The organism is Sphingobacterium sp. 2149 (assembly GCF_031455655.1).
In the GTDB taxonomy this organism is placed as follows: domain Bacteria; phylum Bacteroidota; class Bacteroidia; order Sphingobacteriales; family Sphingobacteriaceae; genus Sphingobacterium.
This window is the reverse complement of record NZ_JAVDTD010000016.1, coordinates 1-20,633: the sequence shown is the minus strand read 5'-3', so window position 1 is coordinate 20,633 and position 20,633 is coordinate 1. Positions and strand designations below refer to the sequence as shown.

The following is a 20,633-nucleotide window of genomic DNA, read 5'->3' as shown; positions in this document are numbered from 1 at the left end:
ATTTGATTTTTGCAAAATATGTTAACAATTGAACAATATAATTTTACAGAAAAAAACCACTTCACCCACAAAAAATAGGCACCTGAAAACAAAAGCCCCTTTAGAAGGAGAACCGTTCTTCATAAAGCTTCTCGAGGGAAAACATTTCATCACGATATTTCGCTGCTTCCAGAAAGTCCATATCCTTCGCAGCTTTATCCATTTTCTTACGGACGTTATCGATTGCTTTCTTCAGATCCTTCTCGCTCAGATACTGCATCACTGGATCAGCTGCAACAGCCTGCGATGGATCCGGTTCGACATAAATTTTAGGTTCAATACCTGAGAAATCGGCGACAGAGGTCTGCTCCAATATTTCCTCTCTAGTTTTGCCGACTGTACGCGGAGTAATGCCATGTTCCTGGTTATATTTCATCTGTTTGTCCCGACGTCGATTAGTTTCATCGATCGTCACACGCATACTGTCGGTCATTTTGTCTGCATACATAATAACCCGACCTTTATCATTCCGGGCAGCCCGACCAATCGTCTGAATAAGCGAACGTTCAGAACGCAAAAAACCTTCTTTATCTGCATCGAGAATAGCAACCAGCGTAACCTCCGGTAAATCAAGTCCCTCACGCAATAAGTTCACGCCGACCAAAATATCAAATTCACCTAATCGAAGGCCGCGTAAGATTTCTACCCGCTCCAAGGTTTTAATTTCCGAGTGTATATAACGAACTTTTAAGTTCAGCTTGGTCATATATTTGGAAAGTTCCTCCGCCATACGTTTCGTCAGTGTAGTTGCCAGCACACGCCCACCTTCTTTGATGGTCTTATCCACCTCTTCCAAGAAATCATCGACTTGATTGATCGCTGGTCTCACTTCAATAATCGGGTCTAGGAGCCCCGTAGGACGAATCACCTGTTCAACCACCACACCCTCTGTCTGTTGCAGTTCATAATCACCAGGAGTAGCTGACACATAAATTGTCTGGTTCGTCAAAGATTCAAACTCCGGAAAGTTTAAGGGTCTGTTATCCAAAGCCGCAGGCAATCTGAATCCATGTTCCACTAAAGAGACTTTTCGTGATCGGTCGCCACCGTACATTGCACGCAATTGGGGTAAGGTCACGTGGCTTTCATCAATGACCAACAGATAATCCTCCGGAAAATAATCCAGCAAACAGAAAGGACGCATTCCTGGCTGCCTACCGTCGAAAAAGCGGGAATAATTTTCTATTCCTGAGCAATAACCCAGCTCGCGCATCATCTCCAAATCATAATTGACACGTTCCTCTAAACGCTTTGCTTCGAGCATCAAGCCCTCGGCTTCCAATTGGGTTTTCCGCTGCATCAATTCATCTTGAATAGCCCAAATCGATTCTTTAAATTTTTCCTTCGGCGTAACGAAAAGATTGGCCGGAAAAAGGGCTAAATCTTCCATTTTATGGAGCGTTTTACCAGATACAGGATCTATCTCACTCAATTCATCAATTTCATCCCCAAAGAAGGACACACGAATTGCAAAATCCAGATACGCTGGATAAATATCCACAGTATCTCCTTTAACGCGAAATGTACCACGTTTAAACTCTGTGGTCGTGCGTGAATATAAAATTTCAACTAATTTATGCAGAAAAGCATTTCTCGTAACCGTCATCCCTACGCCGAATCGAAAGATAGAACGGGAGAAATCCTCTGGATTTCCCATACCGTAGATACAAGACACAGAAGAAACCACAACGACATCACGACGCCCCGACATCAAAGCGGAAGTGGTGGCCAAGCGCAACTTTTCAATTTCTTCGTTAATCGCTAAATCCTTCTCGATGTAAGTGTTTGTAGAAGCAATAAAAGCTTCGGGTTGATAATAATCGTAATAGGACACAAAATAGTTGACCGAATTATTGGGGAAGAACTGCTTGAATTCACCGTACAATTGAGCCGCCAACGTTTTATTATGGCTTAAAATCAATGTTGGCTTTTGCGTTTCCTGAATCACATTGGCCACAGTAAAGGTCTTACCCGATCCTGTCACTCCCAAAAGCGTTTGGTATTGCTCTGCCTGCTCTACTCCAGCAACCAATTGCCTAATCGCTTCGGGCTGATCGCCGGTCGGCTTATACTCTGATGTCAATTCAAATTTCATATACTTCCTATTTCTTAAACAAAACTATCTCGGCCTTTTCCAGCAAACATTGCACCAGTAATAGTTTGAGCGGCAAGCACAAAACTGTTCTTTTTAAACCGATGATTTTAATCTGCAAACAGGACGTTTTTTCGAGATGCGATCCAGGCCACATCCAGTAGTGTTGTAAAACAAATTTACTAAAAATTTTACCATTTGAGTGCAAACTATAATAATACCGTAGATGTTATTACTTTCAATTGATTATTTATTATCTTTAGCTTCACTGAACTAGCACACACGTCATGGTTACTATTCTATCTACCCAAAATAGCATTGCAAATCATTTTATCGCCGAGTTGAGAGATATTCATATTCAGCAGGATCGCATGCGTTTCCGCCGGAATTTGGAACGATTGGGTGAAATCTTCGCTTATGAGATCAGCAAGACGATGACCTACACGCCCATTGAAGTTGAAACTCCGCTGGGTGTGGCCAAAACTCAACTCCTGATGGAACAACCCGTGCTCGCTACGATTCTGAGAGCGGGTCTTCCGTTTCATCAAGGGCTATTAAATGTGTTTGACCGCGCCGACAATACGTTTATTGCCGCCTACCGACATACCAAAAAAAGCGGCGAGTTTGAGATTCACAAAGAATATGTGAATACCCCCAATTTAGACAACCGCACCGTGATTGTAGTGGACCCAATGCTGGCGACAGGAAAAAGTCTCGTGTTATGCTGCCGGGATCTTTTGGCCGAATATGACATCAAGGAATTGCACATTGTTGCGGCCATCGCTTCCGAAGAAGGAATAAATCATGTGCAGGCGTTTATTCCAACAGCGCACATCTGGGTAGGTGACGTCGATCGCGAACTGACCTCCAAAGCCTATATTGTGCCGGGACTCGGCGATGCAGGAGATCTGGCCTATGGTGCAAAACACCACTAATGTGGATAAATTATTTAAAATTAAATTAACACTTAGCTCATTGAAATTCAGTAAATTTATGTCAATGATGAAGTTGAATTTTGTTATATCTAATTTATATCGCTATGAGATGGCAAAAATACAATGGCGAATCCATTCGCTCCACAATTTTCGATGCTGTTGAAGAAGTCATAAAACGCGAAGACGCCCTCGGGAATAAGCTCAAGGTTTACATCGGCACCGATTCCCAAGTCAAGCGGGGCATCATCGACTTCGCAACAGTCATCGTCTTTCTCAGGGAACATAAAGGTGGATTTATGTTTATCCAACCTGACAAAAGGCATCACCGAATGAGCATTAAAGAGAGGATGCTGCTCGAAGTGCAAAAATCCATCGATATAGCCTATCAACTCTGCCCCCTCCTCGAAAAACACAAAGTGGACCTTGAAGTCCACGCCGACATCAACACCAATCCAAGTTTCCAGTCGAATGTTGCTCTAAAAGAAGCCATGGGCTATATTATGGGTATGGGATTTGTCTTTAAGGCTAAGCCGGAGTCTTTTGCCAGTACCAACTGTGCCAATAAACAGGTTCAATAATCGACTATTGGATAAACAATTACTGACTATTGGTTGGACTTTGTATATTTAGGGTGTAATTTTTAACACACCACATGCAGGATTTTTTTCAGCAGATTGCCCGCCAATTTGCCCATACCTCTTGGCTCGAATGGTTAGGTACACTGACAGGCTTCCTTTGTGTCTATTTGGCCGCTAAGCAAAACATATGGAATTGGCCCATTAGTATCATCAGCGTGGCGTCCTATGCTATTCTGTTTTATGATGCCAAACTATACGGAGACACTGTCCTGCAATTCTACTTTTTATCTACTGCTGTTTACGGCTGGTACTATTGGATAAAACGAAAAGAGGAAAAAAAGAAACCCATCGTCAATGCTAACAGCAATCAATTGCTTCTCTGCTGTTTAGCCATATTTATCCTCACCATCTCCATCGGGTACCTTCTCGACCGCAAAACTAATTCGGATGTGCCCTACATTGATGCATTCTGTACATCGGTAAGTTTTGTCGCCCAATTCCTGATGACCAGAAAAGTCCTCCAGAACTGGCTACTTTGGGTGTTTGTAGACATTTGTTATATCCCACTCTACATCCATAAAGATCTTATGTTGACAGCCGTGCTTTATTTTGTCTTCGCGGTCATCGCCTGGAATGGCTACCGCGATTGGCAGAAAACCTATAAAAATTTTGCGTAATATTGCCTATCAAAACGATCGATGTGGGAAAAGAATTTATAAAAATTGCTGTTGTTGGCCCCGAGTCTACTGGAAAATCAACGATGGCACAGTTTCTTGCCAAAGAGTTTAAAACGGTATGTGTACCCGAATATTCACGCTATTATTGTCAAGGCCTCAACAATAAATACACCTTACAGGACGAAGTCAATATGTTTTATGGACAGGTCGCACTTGAAGAAGCACTGGTTCCATTAGCTCAAGGACAAATTCTTATTTGCGACACGACCTTCCTTACCGTAAAAATCTGGTCTGATTATCTATTTGGCCATACTCCAGAAGAAGTTACCGATAAAATCCAGCAACATCCCTACGACCTTTATCTCCTGATGGATATCGATCTGCCCTGGCAGGATGATCCGTTACGAGATTTCCCCGAACAACGGGATCATTTTATGGAAATCTGGAAAGGTGAATTGACAGCCCTTCATGCACAATATCGCATTGTGTCTGGGCTCGGTGAGCAGCGTCTTGAAAATGGACTTCGCGCAGTAAACGATTTTCTGACATTGATTTGAGACAAGCATCTTGACGAAGCTGCCTTTTACAGCTATATTTGTACAAGTGAAATAGAACTTGCGGTGCCTGACCCGATCTAGGTCAAGGATAGGAAGTTTTATCACACACAATTGAAATAGAATATTAACATTTTACTTAAGAAATAATGTATCCAGAATATTTAGTAGCTCCAATGCGTCAAGAATTAGTTGATGCAGGATTCGAAGAATTAAAAACACCTGAAGCAGTTGATCAGGCGATTGCATCAGAAGGAACCGTTTTTGTGGTTGTAAACTCTGTTTGCGGTTGTGCGGCAGCAAATGCTCGTCCTGCTGCAAAAGCTGCTGTCAAAAATGAAAAACACCCTGCTAAATTAGTAACTGTTTTTGCAGGTATGGAAACGGATGCTGTTAACACTGCTCGTAATTACATGTTGCCTTATCCGCCATCTTCTCCAGCAATGGCTTTGTTCAAAGACGGAAAACTGGTACACATGATTGAAAGACATATGATTGAAGGTCGCCCAGCTCAAATGATCGCTGACAACTTAGTCGCAGCATTTGACGAGTACTGTTAATCACGTATTTTGATTTTTGAATTGAAAAGGCTATCCAAATTTAATTGGATAGCCTTTTTTGCTTTTTAAAATGCAGCAGCATACAGTGTATCCCCATATCCTTCCTTCAAGGAACGTTTCATATTTCATTACTTAACAGGTTATCTTTTTCTTAGCCATACACCATAAAATAGCCTAGGTTCTTTGCCAAAGGGCATTCCACCAACCTGTCAAAACCTCAAACCTGAGCTCCAGTATACCTTGCCACTAACTCAGATGCAGTTTATTAAAAGCTTTTTTCTATTTTTAGGCTATGAAAACCCTTCCAATAACCATTCTTTTTTTCTGCTTGACGATCATCGCATGCTCTCCACAAACCAAAGTGGACTTTATTGTATATCATGCGCAAGTATATACCGTAGATTCCACATTTAGTACAGCACAGGCATTTGCGGTCAAAGATGGTAAATTTATAGCCATCGGTTCGGATGATGAAATACAGCGGAAATATAAAGCAAAGGAAAAGATTGATGCAGAAGGAAAACCCATTTACCCCGGATTTTATGACGCCCATGCGCATCTGTTTGACGAAGCCGAATTAATGGATCAAGTCGATCTAAACGGGGCTGACTCCTTTGAAGAGATCATTCAACGTGTCAAAAACTACAGGCAGAAGAATCCAGACAAAACCTGGCTGATCGGTGCAGGTTGGGACCAAAATCGCTGGAAAGATAAAGCTTTTCCCACCAAAGATTTGTTGGATAAAGCATTCCCTGATATTCCCGTTTATCTTATGCGGGTAGATTATCATGCGGCCGTCGCCAATTCCAAAGCGCTGGAATGGGCCAAATTAACCAGTACTCCCAGCATCCGCGGTGGGGTGGTCGGGGGGATCAATAACATACCAAATGGTCTGTTGATCGACAATGCAATGGAGCTTGTCAATAAGACAATCCCTGTTCCCAACGAAAAGGAATACTTAAGAATGATCAAACGCACACAGGACTCTTTACTTTCTGTAGGTCTTACCTCAATTGTTGATGCAGGTTTATCAAAAGAGAGACTCGAACTTTTAAAAAAATACTACCGCGAAGGCCAGCTAAAAATCAGAGATTATGCCATGATCCTCGGTAGTCCTCAAAATATAAAATCATTTATCGACCAAGGTTTCTATGAGACCGACCGGTTCGAAATCAAAGGGTTTAAACTACTTGCCGATGGTGCGCTGGGTTCCCGTGGAGCCTGCCTCCTCGCCCATTACCATGATGCACCCACACATGGTTTTTTACTTCATAGTCCGCAGGAGTATGAAGAAATGATCAAACAGATCGCTGCAAGCAAATTTCAGGCAAATACCCATGCCATAGGCGATTCGGCCAATCGTATTATCTTGGATATCTACGGCAAATACCCGCACAATAACAATGACCGGAGATGGCGTATTGAGCACGCTCAGATTATATCGCCTACAGATTTTGACAAATTTAGAGAGTACCAAATCATCCCTTCAGTACAGCCCACACATGCCACCTCAGATATGTACTGGGCCAAAGACCGGCTAGGGGCAGAACGTATGAAAGGCGCTTATGCTTATAAGCATCTGTTGGAAGAATACGGGAAACTCGCTTTGGGAAGTGATTTCCCGGTAGAACACTTCAATCCTTTATATGGTTTCCATGCAGCAGTGGCTCGTGTCGACAAAAAAGGGTATCCAGACCAGGGATTTCAGATGCAAGACGCGATAAGCCGTGAAGATGCCCTGCGAGGAATGACCATATGGGCGGCATTCTCGTGCTTTCAAGACAAGAAACGGGGCAGCATCGAAGTTGGAAAAGATGCGGATTTTGTTATCCTCGAAAAGGATATCTTGAACATCCCGAATGAGCAACTGCGAAATGTAAAAACAGAACGGACAGTCATTGCTGGCGAGACGGTTTTTAATAGCAACACGAATAGAACCACTCAATAACCCGTTAGTAACGAGCCTTGTACTGATCTCTATTTCCTTTGCCTTCCAAAAATCAAGCGCGAAAATGAAATAAATCTTGATTATTACGAATATTTCGTACATTTACGATATAAACATAATTTTATGAAATATACATTATCATTTCTACTAGCTGTCATGACACAGTTATCATTTACACAAGAAAGTGCCCCAGCTATTGCCAAGGTTCACTACGAATTCAAACATGTAAACGATAGCACCCAACTGGATCAATTTATACGAGACGAAACTGTTACCTACCTCAATCAACAAGGAAGCTATTATACTTCCTACTCGACCAAGCGTATGCAGGAAGAGGTCAAGAGACAAATGGAGGGCCCTGGCTTCGACGGTACACTAACCATTACTAAGCGCTCTACGCCATCAAGTTCTTCCTATTTATTAGACGCCAATCAAAACAAAATGACCGAAGTGATTAGTGTTGCCAGCGACAATTTTGCCATTCCACAGTCCTACCCCACACAAGATTGGGAAATGCTGGGTGAACACAAAGAAATTGGTGGCTATAACTGTCAGAACGCGAAAACAACATTCAAAGGCCGGACCTATATTGCCTGGTTTACAACCGAACTGCCGTTTTCTTATGGACCGTGGAAACTCCATGGTCTTCCTGGCCTAATCCTGGATGCCCGAGACACAAAAAATGAAGTCATTTTTGCTTACGCTGGATTCGACAAAATTGAAGATGGCAAAACATCGGTCGCTCTGCCGCAGAATGTCATCACAACCACTGCAGAAGAAGTAAAAAAAATTCAGGAAGCCTTCAAGGCCAATCCACAAGCTTATATGCAAGCGCAATCGGGAAAAAACAGAACCATCAGTGTAGGTTCATCAGGAAACATGGCCGTGGTTAGATCCAGTTCCGGCTCTGGAGGGGGCTCCCCGGTTGGTGCTTTGGATCCGTCAAAAATAAAGAGTTTCAATATTTCAAAAGACGATAAATACAAACCTTCAAAAGTTACCAATAATCCGATAGAGCTGACGCCTTAATGAAAGTATTTCTATGTTTATTAATAGTCGTATTGCTTGGGCAGAGCATCTTTGCCCAGCAAACGATTAGTGGAACAGTCCAAGTGGATAAAACATTTCGTACTGTACCCTACGCCAGTGTTAATATCCTCTCAGGAAATAAAATTATTGCCTTTAAACCGACGGATAAAGAGGGTCGCTTTGCCGTTACCTTAACGAAGGACTACACAAACATCTACCTGCAGATCAACCACCTAACCTATGAGAAATTTGAACGTAAACTTGGTTCTCAGACCTCAAATCTCCGGATTATACTCCTTCCAAAAAACAATCTATTGCAAGATGTCGTTGTAAAAAGCAAGCCAAAGGTCACCCGTTCCAATGATACCATCTCCTACGATGTTGGCTCTTTTGCCAAAGAAGAAGACCGAAATATCGGTGATGTCATCAAGCGCCTTCCTGGCATGGAAGTGACTGAATCGGGTCTTATTAAATACCAGGACAAAACCGTTTCTAAACTTTACATCGACGGGGACGACCTATTGGAAAATCGCTATGGAATCGGTACACGGACTATCCCACACAAAATGGTGAAGGACATTCAGGTGCTCGACAACCATGAACATTATAAGGTTCTCAAAAATAAAAGATTTACAGACGACGTTGCTATTAACCTGGTTATTAAAGACGAAGCGAAGTTAAAACTCACGGGACAGGCTAAAATCGCTGCCGGTCCCCCTAGTCTGTACGATCCCGAACTGAATTCAATCTTGTTTAACAAGAAAGTAAAGATGCTAAATGTTCTTAGCGGAAATAGTATCGGCAGAGATCTTTCTGGAGATATCATTGGTGACAATCAGTCGTCCTTATTGGCCAAATTTGGCCGATCACCCGTCAATAACCTCCTGAGCACCAACACAACAGGAAGTCCCAACATTCCTAAAAGCAACTATTATTTCAACAATACAGGTTCGCTAAACACCAATAACCTATACAACCTCAAGAATCATTGGCAGCTAAAATCAAATATTCAGGCATTATACGACAACAATAGGCAAAATAATGCCTCAAACACACAATACCTGCTCGATGATGGCGACGTCTATTTTAATGAGCAAAATCATCTGAAAACAGCGCGATGGCTTGGCACAGCCAGACTTTCGGCGTCCACCAATACCGAACAGCAGTATGCGAGCAATGCCTTGTCACTTGAGTATGAAAAGAGCGATATAAGAGCCCTATTGACAAACTCTTCCGGCCAGATCGACCAATTTCAAAAACACCACATCAAGGGATTCAGCAACCTTTTCAGCTATATACCCCAACTTGAAAACAATGACATTATTGCAATTAACTGGTCTTTAAATTACGGCAACAAGCCCCAGTCGTTGCAGATCTACCCCGGTCTTTTTCCCGAAATACTAAACGATAATACGGCCTATAAAAGTATTCTTCAACACATGGAAGTACCTTCATTTTTTACAGAGATCAGTACAGGTTACCGCTTCAATAAAGGAAAGTTCAAGCAATACTATCAAATTGGGGTCAATATCGACCGCCAGCATTTCAACTCTTTGCTCAGCATAGATGACGAGGACCACGGTATTCGGACACTCGGAGAAAGGATGCGTAATGATCTGCATTGGAGCAGAACCCAAGCATTCATTACACCTCAATATTCCTGGAAAACAAATCGGTTTGAAACCCAGTTGGATATTCCGGTGACCTATTTATTTACGCATTATGAAGACATCAGTCATCAGCTGTCCACTTCCAAAAATTCCGTGCTGATCAATCCTAATTTAAAAGCGAGATGGCAGGTTTCTCAAGAAGACTATTTTCAATTTAACTATCAATTTGCGCAGGACATTGGCAACATAGAAGATATATACCGTGGTGCGGTATTACGGAACTATAGAATGCTCAGCCAAAATAATGCAGCGCTAAATGAATCTCAAAAGCATTCATTTAATCTGAATTACAATCTGGCACGTACCCTAAAAGTATTATTTGCACATGCTGGTATTAGCTATTCAAGATCACTTTCCAACACGATATTATCTTCCGTTATAAAAAAAAACATCACCGAGAATATCCTGGTCAATATGGATAACCTGCAGGAGCGCTGGTCTTCACAGATCGGGTTTGATAAATACATTTTCCCCCTGGCAAGTACCCTCAAACTAAAAGGAAGCATTTCTTACTTCAAATACAATCAATTGTTAAACAATGCCCTAGTCCCTATTCGAAGTATAAGCTATCAATTTCAGCCTAGTATAGAAGCTAAAGTCTTTCAATCTTATCACATTTCCTATTCAGGACTATTCAATTGGAGCTGGAGCAAACAACAAGGGCTGGGTAATGTGATCCAAAATAAAACCACCACAATGATGCATAATATAGGCTTCCCGGCTAACCCCTTCCAAAACGGCTTCATGCGTGTGAACATCCGCAATCTCGCTACCTTCCAAACAGACATGAAGAATGCAAGTTATACCTTCATAGACTTTTTTGCGCGCTATAAGGTCAACAAATGGAAAATGGACTTCGAATTGGAAATGAATAATTTGGCCAATATTAAAAACTATCGCACCTATATGATGACCGCCAATATGATTTCTCAGCATGAATTTGAACTTCGCGGGAGAACAGTTTTACTCCGTACAATTTTTAACCTATAAGGCCTCAGGCCATATCGGAAAGAAACAATTGCGATGGCCTAATGCTCGCCTACCTATAGACCAATCTGTTCCAATCGAAATCTTGCTATTTTAGCAAATTCATCAATAATGAACATAAGTAGTGGTTTCTTCAAACCCAAGAGGCAGACCGGTTAATAAAAAAAGCAGAAAAAAGAAGCCTGAGCAAAAAAATCACTCAGGCTTCTTTTTTTTATATCGTGCAAAGATAATTCCACTATAAGGCGAAATATACCTTCAAAAAACTTTAAAACCGTTTTCTATTGCATATCGAATAGATGTTTTTCAGCATGGTAGGATGAACGTACCAATGGTCCAGACTCCACATACTTGAATCCCATTTCCAAACCAATTTTCTGATATTTCTCAAACTGTGCAGGTGTAATCCATTCGATTACAGGATGGTGAGCTTTCGTAGGCTGTAAATACTGACCCAATGTCAAAATATGTACCCCGACGTTATATAAATCTTGCATTGCCTCGATAACATCTTCCTCAGTTTCACCTAAACCAAGCATAATACCTGATTTTGTACGGAGACCCGCTTCAGAAATTCTGCGCAGACATTCCAATGAACGATCATATTTAGCTTGAACACGAACCTCTCTTGTCAGACGACGAACCGTTTCCAAGTTGTGTGAAACAACTTCGGGGCGAACTGCGATCACGCGGTCTAAATTATCCCATTGTCCTTTAAAATCCGGCAGAAGTGTTTCCAATGTCGTTTCAGGGCTTTCTCTGCGGATAGCGTTGATGGTCTCGGCCCAAATAATTGAACCACCATCCTTTAGATCGTCGCGATCTACCGAAGTAATCACACAATGTTTAACCTGCATCAACTTAACCGAATTCGCCACCCGATTTGGTTCATCCAAATCTACCGCTAGCGGACGGCCAGTTGCTACCGCACAAAACGAACAAGAACGTGTACAGATATTCCCCAAAATCATGAAGGTTGCCGTTCCAGCCCCCCAACATTCGCCCATATTCGGGCAATTTCCACTCTCACAAATCGTATGTAATTTATGTTCGTCTACAAGACTTCTGACATGTCTATATTCTTTACCAACAGGCAATTTGACACGCAACCAATCAGGCTTGCGCTGTGCAGGAGTTGCCGGAATAACTGGAAGTTCAATCATACAACAAAGTTAAGGATTAAAAATGTAATTTCTAACCGTCTATTTGTTGGTTTTATATCATAAAAAATGACCGTTTATCGGCATTAATAGAATAATGAAACAAAAATTAGGATATTTGTGTTGATTATCATTAATCTAATAACAAAACTATGCGACTGAGCCAATCTTTATCCATGTTGTTACTTGGGGGTGCATCTATCTTTGCTGCACAGGCCCAAACCAACTTTGACATTATACCCAAACCTTCGAAAATCACATTGGCCACGGGAACATATGCTATCCCTGCACATCTTCCGGTTATTGTTTCAGATGAGTTTCAGGAGACCACCCAATTGCTTACTGAACATCCTGCAATCAAAAGTCTATCCGTCGAAGTACTCAAAAAAAATAAAAAAGCACCAAAAGAAGGCTTTCGCATTATCAAAGCAGTCGATGCAGACAATCTCAGCAAAAATGCCTATTCCATCCAGATTGATGAAAAAGGCCTGCTGCTCAGGGCTTGGAATGTGCCTCAAATTATCAATGGGATTTATACCCTCATTCAATTAGGCTACCTACAAGCTGACCCAAGTAAAATAGCCTTTGCGACAATTATTGATGAACCTCGATTTACCTACCGTGGTCTACACCTCGATGTATCGCGCCATTTTATGCCCTTATCCTTTGTAAAAAAGTATATCGACATCATGGCCATCTATAAGTTCAATAACTTTCATTGGCATTTAACCGACGGCGCTGGATGGCGGCTTGAAATCAAAAAATATCCTGAATTGACGCAAAAAGCCGCCTGGCGTACCCATACAAGCTGGAAAGATTGGTGGAATAATGGTCGCCAGTATGTAGACAAAGGTACACCTAATGCCAGCGGTGGTTTCTATACGCAGGAAGAGGCTCGCGAATTGGTCGATTATGCCGCCAGAAAAGGAATCAATGTCATCCCTGAGATTGAAATGCCAGGACATTCTGAAGAAGTATTGGCCGTCTATCCGGAACTCTCTTGTTCAGGAAAACCTTATAGTCAAGGCGAATTCTGTATCGGAAATGAAAAAACCTTTGAGTTCTTAAAAAATGTCTTGGATGAAGTCCTTACGATATTCCCTTCTCCGTACATCCATATCGGCGGTGATGAAGCCGAGAAAAAGCATTGGGAAACCTGCCCAAAAGATCAGGCACTCATGCAAAAAGAAGAATTAAAATCTGTCGATGAACTGCAAAGTTATGCGATCAAGCAAATGGACGTATACTTGCAATCCAAAGGGAGGAAACTGATCGGTTGGGACGAAATTCTGGAAGGCGGCCTCACTGAAGGGGCGACGGTCATGAGCTGGCGCAGTGAAGATGGCGGCATAAAGGCTGCTAATGCCGGTCACGATGTCATCATGACTCCAGTGTCACACCTCTATTTTGATTCTTATCAGACAGACCCTCGTACACAGCCTGAAGCCATCGGCGGCTATCTGACTCTGGATAAGGTCTATTCCTATGATCCAATTCCATCAGCCATACAAGGAGATAAAGCCAAGCATATTCTCGGTGCGCAGGCCAATATATGGACAGAATATGTCCCTACCACCGAACATCTCGAATATATGGTATTTCCACGGGCGCTAGCATTGGCTGAGGTCAACTGGACCAACAAAGATGCGAAGAACTGGACAGATTTTCAGCGACGACTACAATCTCATTACAAGCTATTACAGGATCTGAACGTTAACTATTATCGTCCTTCCTATAATGTCGCTTATACGGCAACATACAATCCAGCAAAAAACAACAATAAAATCACGTTAACAACAGAACAACTTAAAACAGATCAGATTCGATATACGATAGATGGCAGTGAGCCTACCATCCAGTCAACACCGTATACGGGGCCATTTGAATTGAGCTCAACAGGACATATCAATGCCGCTTATTTTCAAGATTCGATCAAAATAGGCCCTACGATATCCTTTACTATTGATATCCACCGCGCCATTGGAAAAAAGGTAACCTACAATTCACCATGGTCGGGGTATCCGGCACAAAAAGATTCGACCTTAACAAACGGAATCATGGGCGGGCTCTCCTATCATGATGGGCAATGGCAAGGATTCACGAGCCCTATTGATGTTGTTGTCGATATGGAGAGAAGAGAAGAAATACATTTGGTAGCCATGAATTTCATGCAGCTTATTGGACCTGGTGTGTATATGCCCGGAGAAATGGAAGTGCTGCTTTCGGATAATGGCCGTACTTTTAGATCCGTCGGAACGATTAAAAATGACATCTCCGATAAAGAATCAAAATTGACTTTTAAAAGGTTTGAACTTAAGCTGGACAAAGCACAGCAAGCGCGTTATATCAAAATCAAAGCGAGCAACCCTAAAAAGGGCTTCCTATTTACGGACGAAATAATCGTCTATTAATAAAATCGAACACCCTTATCCAATACGAGTTGGAGAACATTTTACTTATGTTTTTCAACTCGTTTTTGCATTTTAAGGCGCACCTTTCCAACAAACCAAATGTTTTTTTTAAATATTCTTAAAATAAATACTTAATTTTCAAATTTTAAAATGTAACTTTGCACTCCGACAAAGCAGTCGGAATGACCCTTCCCCATGAGCTATTTTTGATTGTCTTTGCTCAGATTTACAATAGGAAATTTAATTTTTTGAACTAGATATAATGCCAAGAAACACTTCCATTAAGTCGGTTTTAATCATCGGATCAGGTCCCATCGTTATCGGTCAAGCTTGTGAATTTGATTATTCTGGATCTCAAGCATCCCTTTCATTGAAAGAAGAAGGTATTGAAGTATCCATCATCAACTCAAACCCTGCAACAATCATGACGGATAAAGTTGTTGCGGACAATGTCTACTTACTTCCATTAACCTGCGAAAGTATTGAAGAGATTTTGCAAAAACACAACATTGACGCTGTACTTCCTACCATGGGTGGACAGACCGCTTTGAACTTATGTATCGAAGCTTCCAACCTAGGTCTTTGGGAAAAATACAACGTAAAAGTTATCGGTGTTGATGTTGCTGCCATTGAAAAAACTGAAAACCGTGAAGAATTCCGTCAATTAATGGTTGATATTGGCGTGGGCGTTGCAACATCCAAAATTGCAAACTCATTCCTAGAAGGTAAAGAAGCTGCACAAGAAATTGGCTATCCGCTTGTTATTCGCCCTTCGTATACCCTTGCTGGTACTGGTGGCGGATTTGTTCACAGAAAAGAAGATTTTGATGCAGCCTTAAATAGAGGTTTACATGCTTCACCAACACATGAAGTTTTGGTTGAACAAGCTGTATTGGGTTGGAAAGAATTTGAGCTCGAACTGCTTCGTGATACCAACGACAATGTCATCATCATCTGTACCATTGAAAACTTCGATCCAATGGGTATTCACACTGGAGACTCGATCACGGTTGCTCCGGGCATGACATTATCAGACAAATGTTACCAAGATATGCGTAATCAGGCTATTCTGATGATGCGTTCCATTGGCACATTTGCCGGTGGTTGTAATGTTCAGTTCTCTGTAAATCCAGAAAACGAAGAAATCATTGCCATCGAAATCAATCCACGTGTATCACGCTCTTCCGCTTTGGCATCCAAAGCAACAGGTTATCCAATTGCAAAGATTGCAGCTAAATTAGCAATCGGTTACAACTTGGATGAATTGCAAAATCAGATCACAAAAACAACATCTGCATATTTTGAACCAACGTTAGACTATGTGATCGTAAAGATCCCGCGTTTCAATTTCGATAAATTCAAAGGAGCAAACAAGGAATTAGGTCTACAGATGAAAGCGGTAGGTGAAGTTATGGCAATCGGCCGTACATTTATCGAAGCTTTACAAAAAGCCTGTCAATCCTTGGAGACTGGCCGCGCTGGTTTAGGTGCCGACGGTCGTCAATGGAGAAACTTAGACGAGATCATGGATAGTCTGGAGCATCCAAGTGGTGACCGCTTGTTCCATATTAAAGATGCTTTCGAATTAGGTGTTCCTTTGGAATCTATTCGTAAAGCAACCCGTATAGACAAATGGTTCCTTGTACAGATCCAAGAGCTGGTACACCTTGAACAAGAATTGCGTCGTTACCAATTGAATAATATTCCACGCGATTTCTTCATGACCTTAAAACAAAAAGGTTATTCAGATGTACAAATAGCTTGGTTATTGGGCAATGTAACAGAAGATCAAGTATATGACCGTCGTAAGGAACTAGGCATCAACCGCGTTTACAAAATGGTAGATACTTGTGCCGCAGAATTCCCTGCACAAACACCATACTACTATTCGACTTTCGAAGAAGAGAACGAATCCATCTCTTCAGATAGAAAGAAAATCATCGTTTTAGGTTCCGGTCCAAACCGTATCGGTCAAGGTATCGAGTTCGATTACTCGTGTGTACACGGCTTATTGGCGGCTAAAGAATGTGGTTACGAAGCGATTATGGTTAACTGTAACCCAGAGACTGTTTCGACAGACTTCAATATGGCTGACAAATTATACTTCGAGCCCGTATTCTGGGAACACGTACGTGAGATCATTGAATTAGAAAAACCAGAAGGTGTTATCGTACAGCTGGGTGGACAAACAGCGCTTAAAATGGCTGAACGTCTAGAGCAGTTAGGTGTAAAAATTATCGGTACTTCGTTCGAAAACATGGACTTGGCAGAAGATCGTGGCCGTTTCTCCGATCTTTTAAAAGAATTGGAAATTCCATATCCAAGATACGGTGTCGCGACATCGGCAGAAGAAGCATTACAAGTAGCAAACGAAGTGGGATACCCAGTATTGGTCCGTCCTTCTTACGTGTTGGGTGGACAAGGAATGAGCATCGTTATCAACGACGAAGACTTAGAAAAAGCGGTTGTCAACTTGTTGAAAAACCTTCCTGGAAACCATATTCTGATCGATCACTTCCTGGATCGTGCCGAAGAAGCTGAATCAGATTCAATCTGTGATGGTGAAGAGGTACACATCATTGGTATGATGGAACACATCGAACCTGCAGGTATCCACTCTGGTGACTCATCGGCGGTATTGCCTCCATTTGGCTTGTCACAAGCTGTTCAGGACAAAATGGAAGAATACTCGATCAAATTAGCAAAAGCGTTAAATGTCCGTGGTCTCCTAAACATCCAGTTTGCTGTCAAAGGTGAAAATGTATATGTTATCGAGGCTAACCCACGTGCATCCCGCACAGTTCCTTTCATCGCAAAAGCTTATGATGTTCCATACATCAATATTGCTACTAAAGTCATGTTGGGCGCTAATAAATTAAAAGACTTCACAATCGAACGTAAGTTGAAAGGATTTGCAATTAAAGAACCGGTATTCTCTTTCAACAAATTCCCGGAGGTGGACAAACAATTAGGTCCTGAAATGAAATCAACTGGTGAAGCAATTCGCTTTATTAAAGATCTTCAAGATCCATATTTCAGAGAATTGTACAATAAAAAATCAATGTTTTTGAATGCCCAATAAGGCATATTAATCAACTAAAAAAGGCTTGCGATTGCAAGCCTTTTTTAGTTGATATCTTTTACACAACGAAACCCAACATTATTGGTGGGGCTGTTGACTTCGCCCTTTCCCCTACTTCCGGCTTTATACCTTTCACAATATTGATCATTGCAAAGAAATGATCCACCGCGCTGAACGCGTTTCTCCAGATTTGGTTCCTGCGGATCATAAGAATCTTGTGGTCCTTTGGGGTTAGCAATTGTACTATGCTGATAATAATCGGGTCTATATAAATCAGCGCACCATTCCCACACATTTCCTTCCATGTCATATAGCCCTAGCGCATTTGCCTGAAATGATTTAACGGGTGCTGTTCCTTCGAATCCATCTTCTTTAGAATCCTGAATAGGAAATTGTCCCTGGTAGATATTTGCTATCCATTGTCCATGAGGTTTCAAATCTTTGCCCCAGTAATATAGATCGTCGTTTGCATCGTTCCGTGCTCTTGCTGCATACTCCCATTCTGCTTCCGTAGGTAATCGTTTGCCTGCCCATTTCGCGTAAGCTGCAGCATCCTCATAGGCAACCTGGACAACCGGATGATTCATTTTGTTTTTTATCGAGCTATTGGGTCCTTCTGGATGCTGCCAATTTGCACCAGGAACGTATTCCCACCACATCAGATAATTATTTAATGAATTCAGTTCTTTGGGCTTGGAGAATACGGCTGAACCCGCGACCAACATTTTGGGATCAACTTCCGGAAAATCCTGAGGATCCAGTTCCCTTTCCGCCACTGTCACATAACCTGTTTCCTTTACGAACGCTGCAAACTGCGCATTTGTCACCTCGTGCTCATCCATATAAAATGAATGTAATTCAACCCGATGTAATGGCTTACTATCTTCAAAATTCGAACTCCCCATTAGAAATGTTCCGCCCTCGACCAATATCATCTTGTCAGCGGTATTTCTATTTAACTTATTGATTTGGGATTTAATTATGCCCGCCCGCGTTGGTATATTTTCCCCAACACAACAAGAAAGTGTATCATTTGCGGAAAACAACGATAAACAGGTCATTAGGGTTAGATTGAATAACATAATTAAAGATAAACATAAAAGGGGAACATTAAAAAGTTCCCCTTTTATTAATTACTAACATACCGAGCTATACACCCAATTGTATATTTTCTTTTTTTGCAGTTCTTGAACGAATAGGTGTATTACCACCACCTTTCAGCGTAATGTCGACAGGATTGTTATCTTTCCACGCTCCTTTCGTAAAATCCGGTATATCAACGGTCTTGCAGTTCTTCGCTACAGATTCAAAGCTCAATGGTACGACACAGCTCCACGAAGCAGCATCATAGACATCTTGATCCAGCGGTAATCCATTACGCAAACAGTCAATCAGACGCCAATCCATCATAAAATCCATTCCACCATGTCCACCCACCTGTTTTGCCTGCTCTCCAATATACTTCACCAATTCGGGCGTATATTTATCATACAGCTCTTTTAACTTTTGCTCTGAAATGAATTCATGGCCAAATGCTATATTTTCTGTCGGGTATTTTTGAGCAAAACCTTTCGTACCGCTCAGTGTATGTAATCTGGAGTAAGGTCTAGGAGAAGTAACATCATGCTGCAGCATAATCGTTTTTCCTTTTGCGGTACGGATAAGTGTTGTATTCATATTTCCGCGGTAGTTCTTTCCGACAAATTCCTGAAAAAAAGAATCCTTGGTGGCTAATTCTTTTGCCTTTTCACCCATCATGAAATCATTCGAAGACATGGCGACAAGATGATTCATTTTATCCCCTCTATTGATATTCAGGCATTGCGCTACAGGTCCGAGTCCATGCGTAGGATATAAGTTCCCATTCAGTTTTATATTCTCTCTCAAGCGCCACATGTTATCATAACCATTCTTTGCAAAATTCAGATCCAGCAAATCATGGATATAAGCACCCTCGGCATGGATAAGTTCACCAAGCAAGCCTTGACGTACCATGTTCAACGTGAGCATTTCGAAGAAATCATAACAGCAGTTTTCCAGCATCATACAATGCTTTTTAGTTGCCTCGGATGTCTTCACTACCTCCCAACAATCCTTGATTGTCAATGCGATCGGAACCTCACAAGCCACGTGATTACCCGCTTTCATAGCAGCAATGCTCATGGGCGTATGATAATCCCATGGGGTACAGATATAGACGAGATCAAGTTTCTCTTCTTTCAATAAGGATTTCCAGCCATCCTCTCCAGAATACGCTTTAGGCGCTGCCAAACCCTTTGATGTAACGATCTTAGTTGCACGCTCCACCCGGTCTAGATGCTTGTCGCAAAGTGCGACAATTTCGCAACCTTCAATATAAGACAGTCGTTCAACAGCTCCAGGTCCACGCATACCAAGTCCAATTACTGCTACCCTGACCTTATCAATTTTAGGAGCTGCATAACCGCACATATTAAACGACTCTCCTGATCCATTGGCATTCACCAAGGTAGGAAGTGAAACAGCCAGTGTTGACAAAATTCCGGCCTTTTTTAGAAAATCTCTTCTAGAATCCATAATTTAAAGTTCATATAAAATTAAAGGGACCAATTGGTCCCTTTAAAAAAATCACCTATTTTAAAACAAACTAAACAGTCAATAGAAAAATCCATTTTGGGGTGGATTTTATTCGGTTCTATTTAAAGAACTTAATCTCTGTGACAATAATAGGGCACTTTTTTCGAAATAAAAAATGAAATATGAAAGCAATCGTTTGCTCAATTTACACAAACGATTGCTTAATTTGTTATATTTATTGCTTTCTGCTATTGGCCACAACGAATTATTTCGCCATAAAATCTGTATTCCCAAATTACGATTATAGCCATGTTGTCCCTTGAAGCTAGATTGTCTAGATGGATACTATGCTGAT

The 20,633-nt window shown here is 41.5% G+C and carries 14 protein-coding genes; 10 read left to right on the top strand and 4 right to left on the bottom strand.

All coding sequences use genetic code 11. The annotated features are described in order from the left end of the window. Positions 1-100 precede the first annotated feature (100 nt). Complete coding sequence (uvrB, locus tag J2X77_RS20760) at positions 101-2,134, bottom strand: excinuclease ABC subunit UvrB (RefSeq protein ID WP_209578745.1); 2,034 nt, start codon at positions 2,132-2,134, stop codon at positions 101-103. A gap of 284 nt (positions 2,135-2,418) precedes the next feature. On the opposite strand from uvrB, the gene upp reads away from it, so the two are divergent. The 8 genes from upp (at position 2,419) to J2X77_RS20720 (ending at position 11,072) form a co-directional block, all read left to right on the top strand. Further along, positions 2,419-3,066, top strand: coding sequence for a uracil phosphoribosyltransferase (upp, locus tag J2X77_RS20755; RefSeq protein WP_209578746.1), 648 nt, complete (start codon positions 2,419-2,421; stop codon positions 3,064-3,066). A gap of 104 nt (positions 3,067-3,170) precedes the next feature. After that, positions 3,171-3,644: a ribonuclease H-like YkuK family protein gene (locus J2X77_RS20750; RefSeq protein ID WP_310082306.1), complete on the top strand. Its 474-nt coding sequence runs from the start codon at positions 3,171-3,173 to the stop codon at positions 3,642-3,644. 74 nt (positions 3,645-3,718) lie between these two features. Next, on the top strand, positions 3,719-4,321 hold the full coding sequence (gene pnuC, locus J2X77_RS20745) for a nicotinamide riboside transporter PnuC (protein ID WP_209578748.1): 603 nt from the start codon (positions 3,719-3,721) through the stop codon (positions 4,319-4,321). Between the two features lie 23 nt (positions 4,322-4,344). Beyond that, positions 4,345-4,878, top strand: coding sequence for an AAA family ATPase (locus J2X77_RS20740; protein WP_209578749.1), 534 nt, complete (start codon positions 4,345-4,347; stop codon positions 4,876-4,878). A gap of 146 nt (positions 4,879-5,024) precedes the next feature. Next, positions 5,025-5,435 (top strand): BrxA/BrxB family bacilliredoxin, encoded by a 411-nt coding sequence (locus J2X77_RS20735; RefSeq protein WP_209578750.1) that lies wholly within the window; start codon positions 5,025-5,027, stop codon positions 5,433-5,435. 292 nt (positions 5,436-5,727) lie between these two features. Then, a complete protein-coding gene (locus J2X77_RS20730) occupies positions 5,728-7,383 on the top strand; it encodes an amidohydrolase (protein ID WP_293879480.1) in 1,656 nt (551 codons plus the stop codon). A 123-nt stretch (positions 7,384-7,506) separates the two neighbouring features. After that, positions 7,507-8,412: a GLPGLI family protein gene (locus J2X77_RS20725; protein ID WP_310082302.1), complete on the top strand. Its 906-nt coding sequence runs from the start codon at positions 7,507-7,509 to the stop codon at positions 8,410-8,412. After that, positions 8,412-11,072, top strand: a complete 2,661-nt coding sequence (locus J2X77_RS20720) for a hypothetical protein (protein WP_209578753.1) — start codon at positions 8,412-8,414, stop codon at positions 11,070-11,072. Before J2X77_RS20725 ends, J2X77_RS20720 begins: the two co-directional genes overlap by 1 nt. A 278-nt stretch (positions 11,073-11,350) precedes the next feature. Here J2X77_RS20720 and lipA read toward each other — a convergent pair whose 3' ends face one another. After that, a complete protein-coding gene (gene lipA, locus J2X77_RS20715; RefSeq protein WP_046672297.1) occupies positions 11,351-12,232 on the bottom strand; it encodes a lipoyl synthase in 882 nt (293 codons plus the stop codon). 149 nt (positions 12,233-12,381) lie between these two features. On the opposite strand from lipA, the gene J2X77_RS20710 reads away from it, so the two are divergent. Together J2X77_RS20710 and carB are read left to right on the top strand one after the other, a co-directional pair. After that, the gene (locus J2X77_RS20710) at positions 12,382-14,640 is read left to right on the top strand and encodes a beta-N-acetylhexosaminidase (RefSeq protein ID WP_209578754.1); all 2,259 of its coding nucleotides are present in this window, start codon (positions 12,382-12,384) and stop codon (positions 14,638-14,640) included. Between the two features lie 262 nt (positions 14,641-14,902). After that, positions 14,903-17,722: a carbamoyl-phosphate synthase large subunit gene (gene carB / locus J2X77_RS20705; protein ID WP_209578755.1), complete on the top strand. Its 2,820-nt coding sequence runs from the start codon at positions 14,903-14,905 to the stop codon at positions 17,720-17,722. A gap of 44 nt (positions 17,723-17,766) precedes the next feature. Here carB and J2X77_RS20700 read toward each other — a convergent pair whose 3' ends face one another. Both J2X77_RS20700 and J2X77_RS20695 read right to left on the bottom strand, forming a co-directional pair. After that, positions 17,767-18,804 (bottom strand): formylglycine-generating enzyme family protein, encoded by a 1,038-nt coding sequence (locus J2X77_RS20700; protein WP_293879475.1) that lies wholly within the window; start codon positions 18,802-18,804, stop codon positions 17,767-17,769. A 67-nt stretch (positions 18,805-18,871) separates the two neighbouring features. After that, a complete protein-coding gene (locus tag J2X77_RS20695; protein ID WP_310082292.1) occupies positions 18,872-20,278 on the bottom strand; it encodes a Gfo/Idh/MocA family oxidoreductase in 1,407 nt (468 codons plus the stop codon). Positions 20,279-20,633 lie beyond the last annotated feature (355 nt).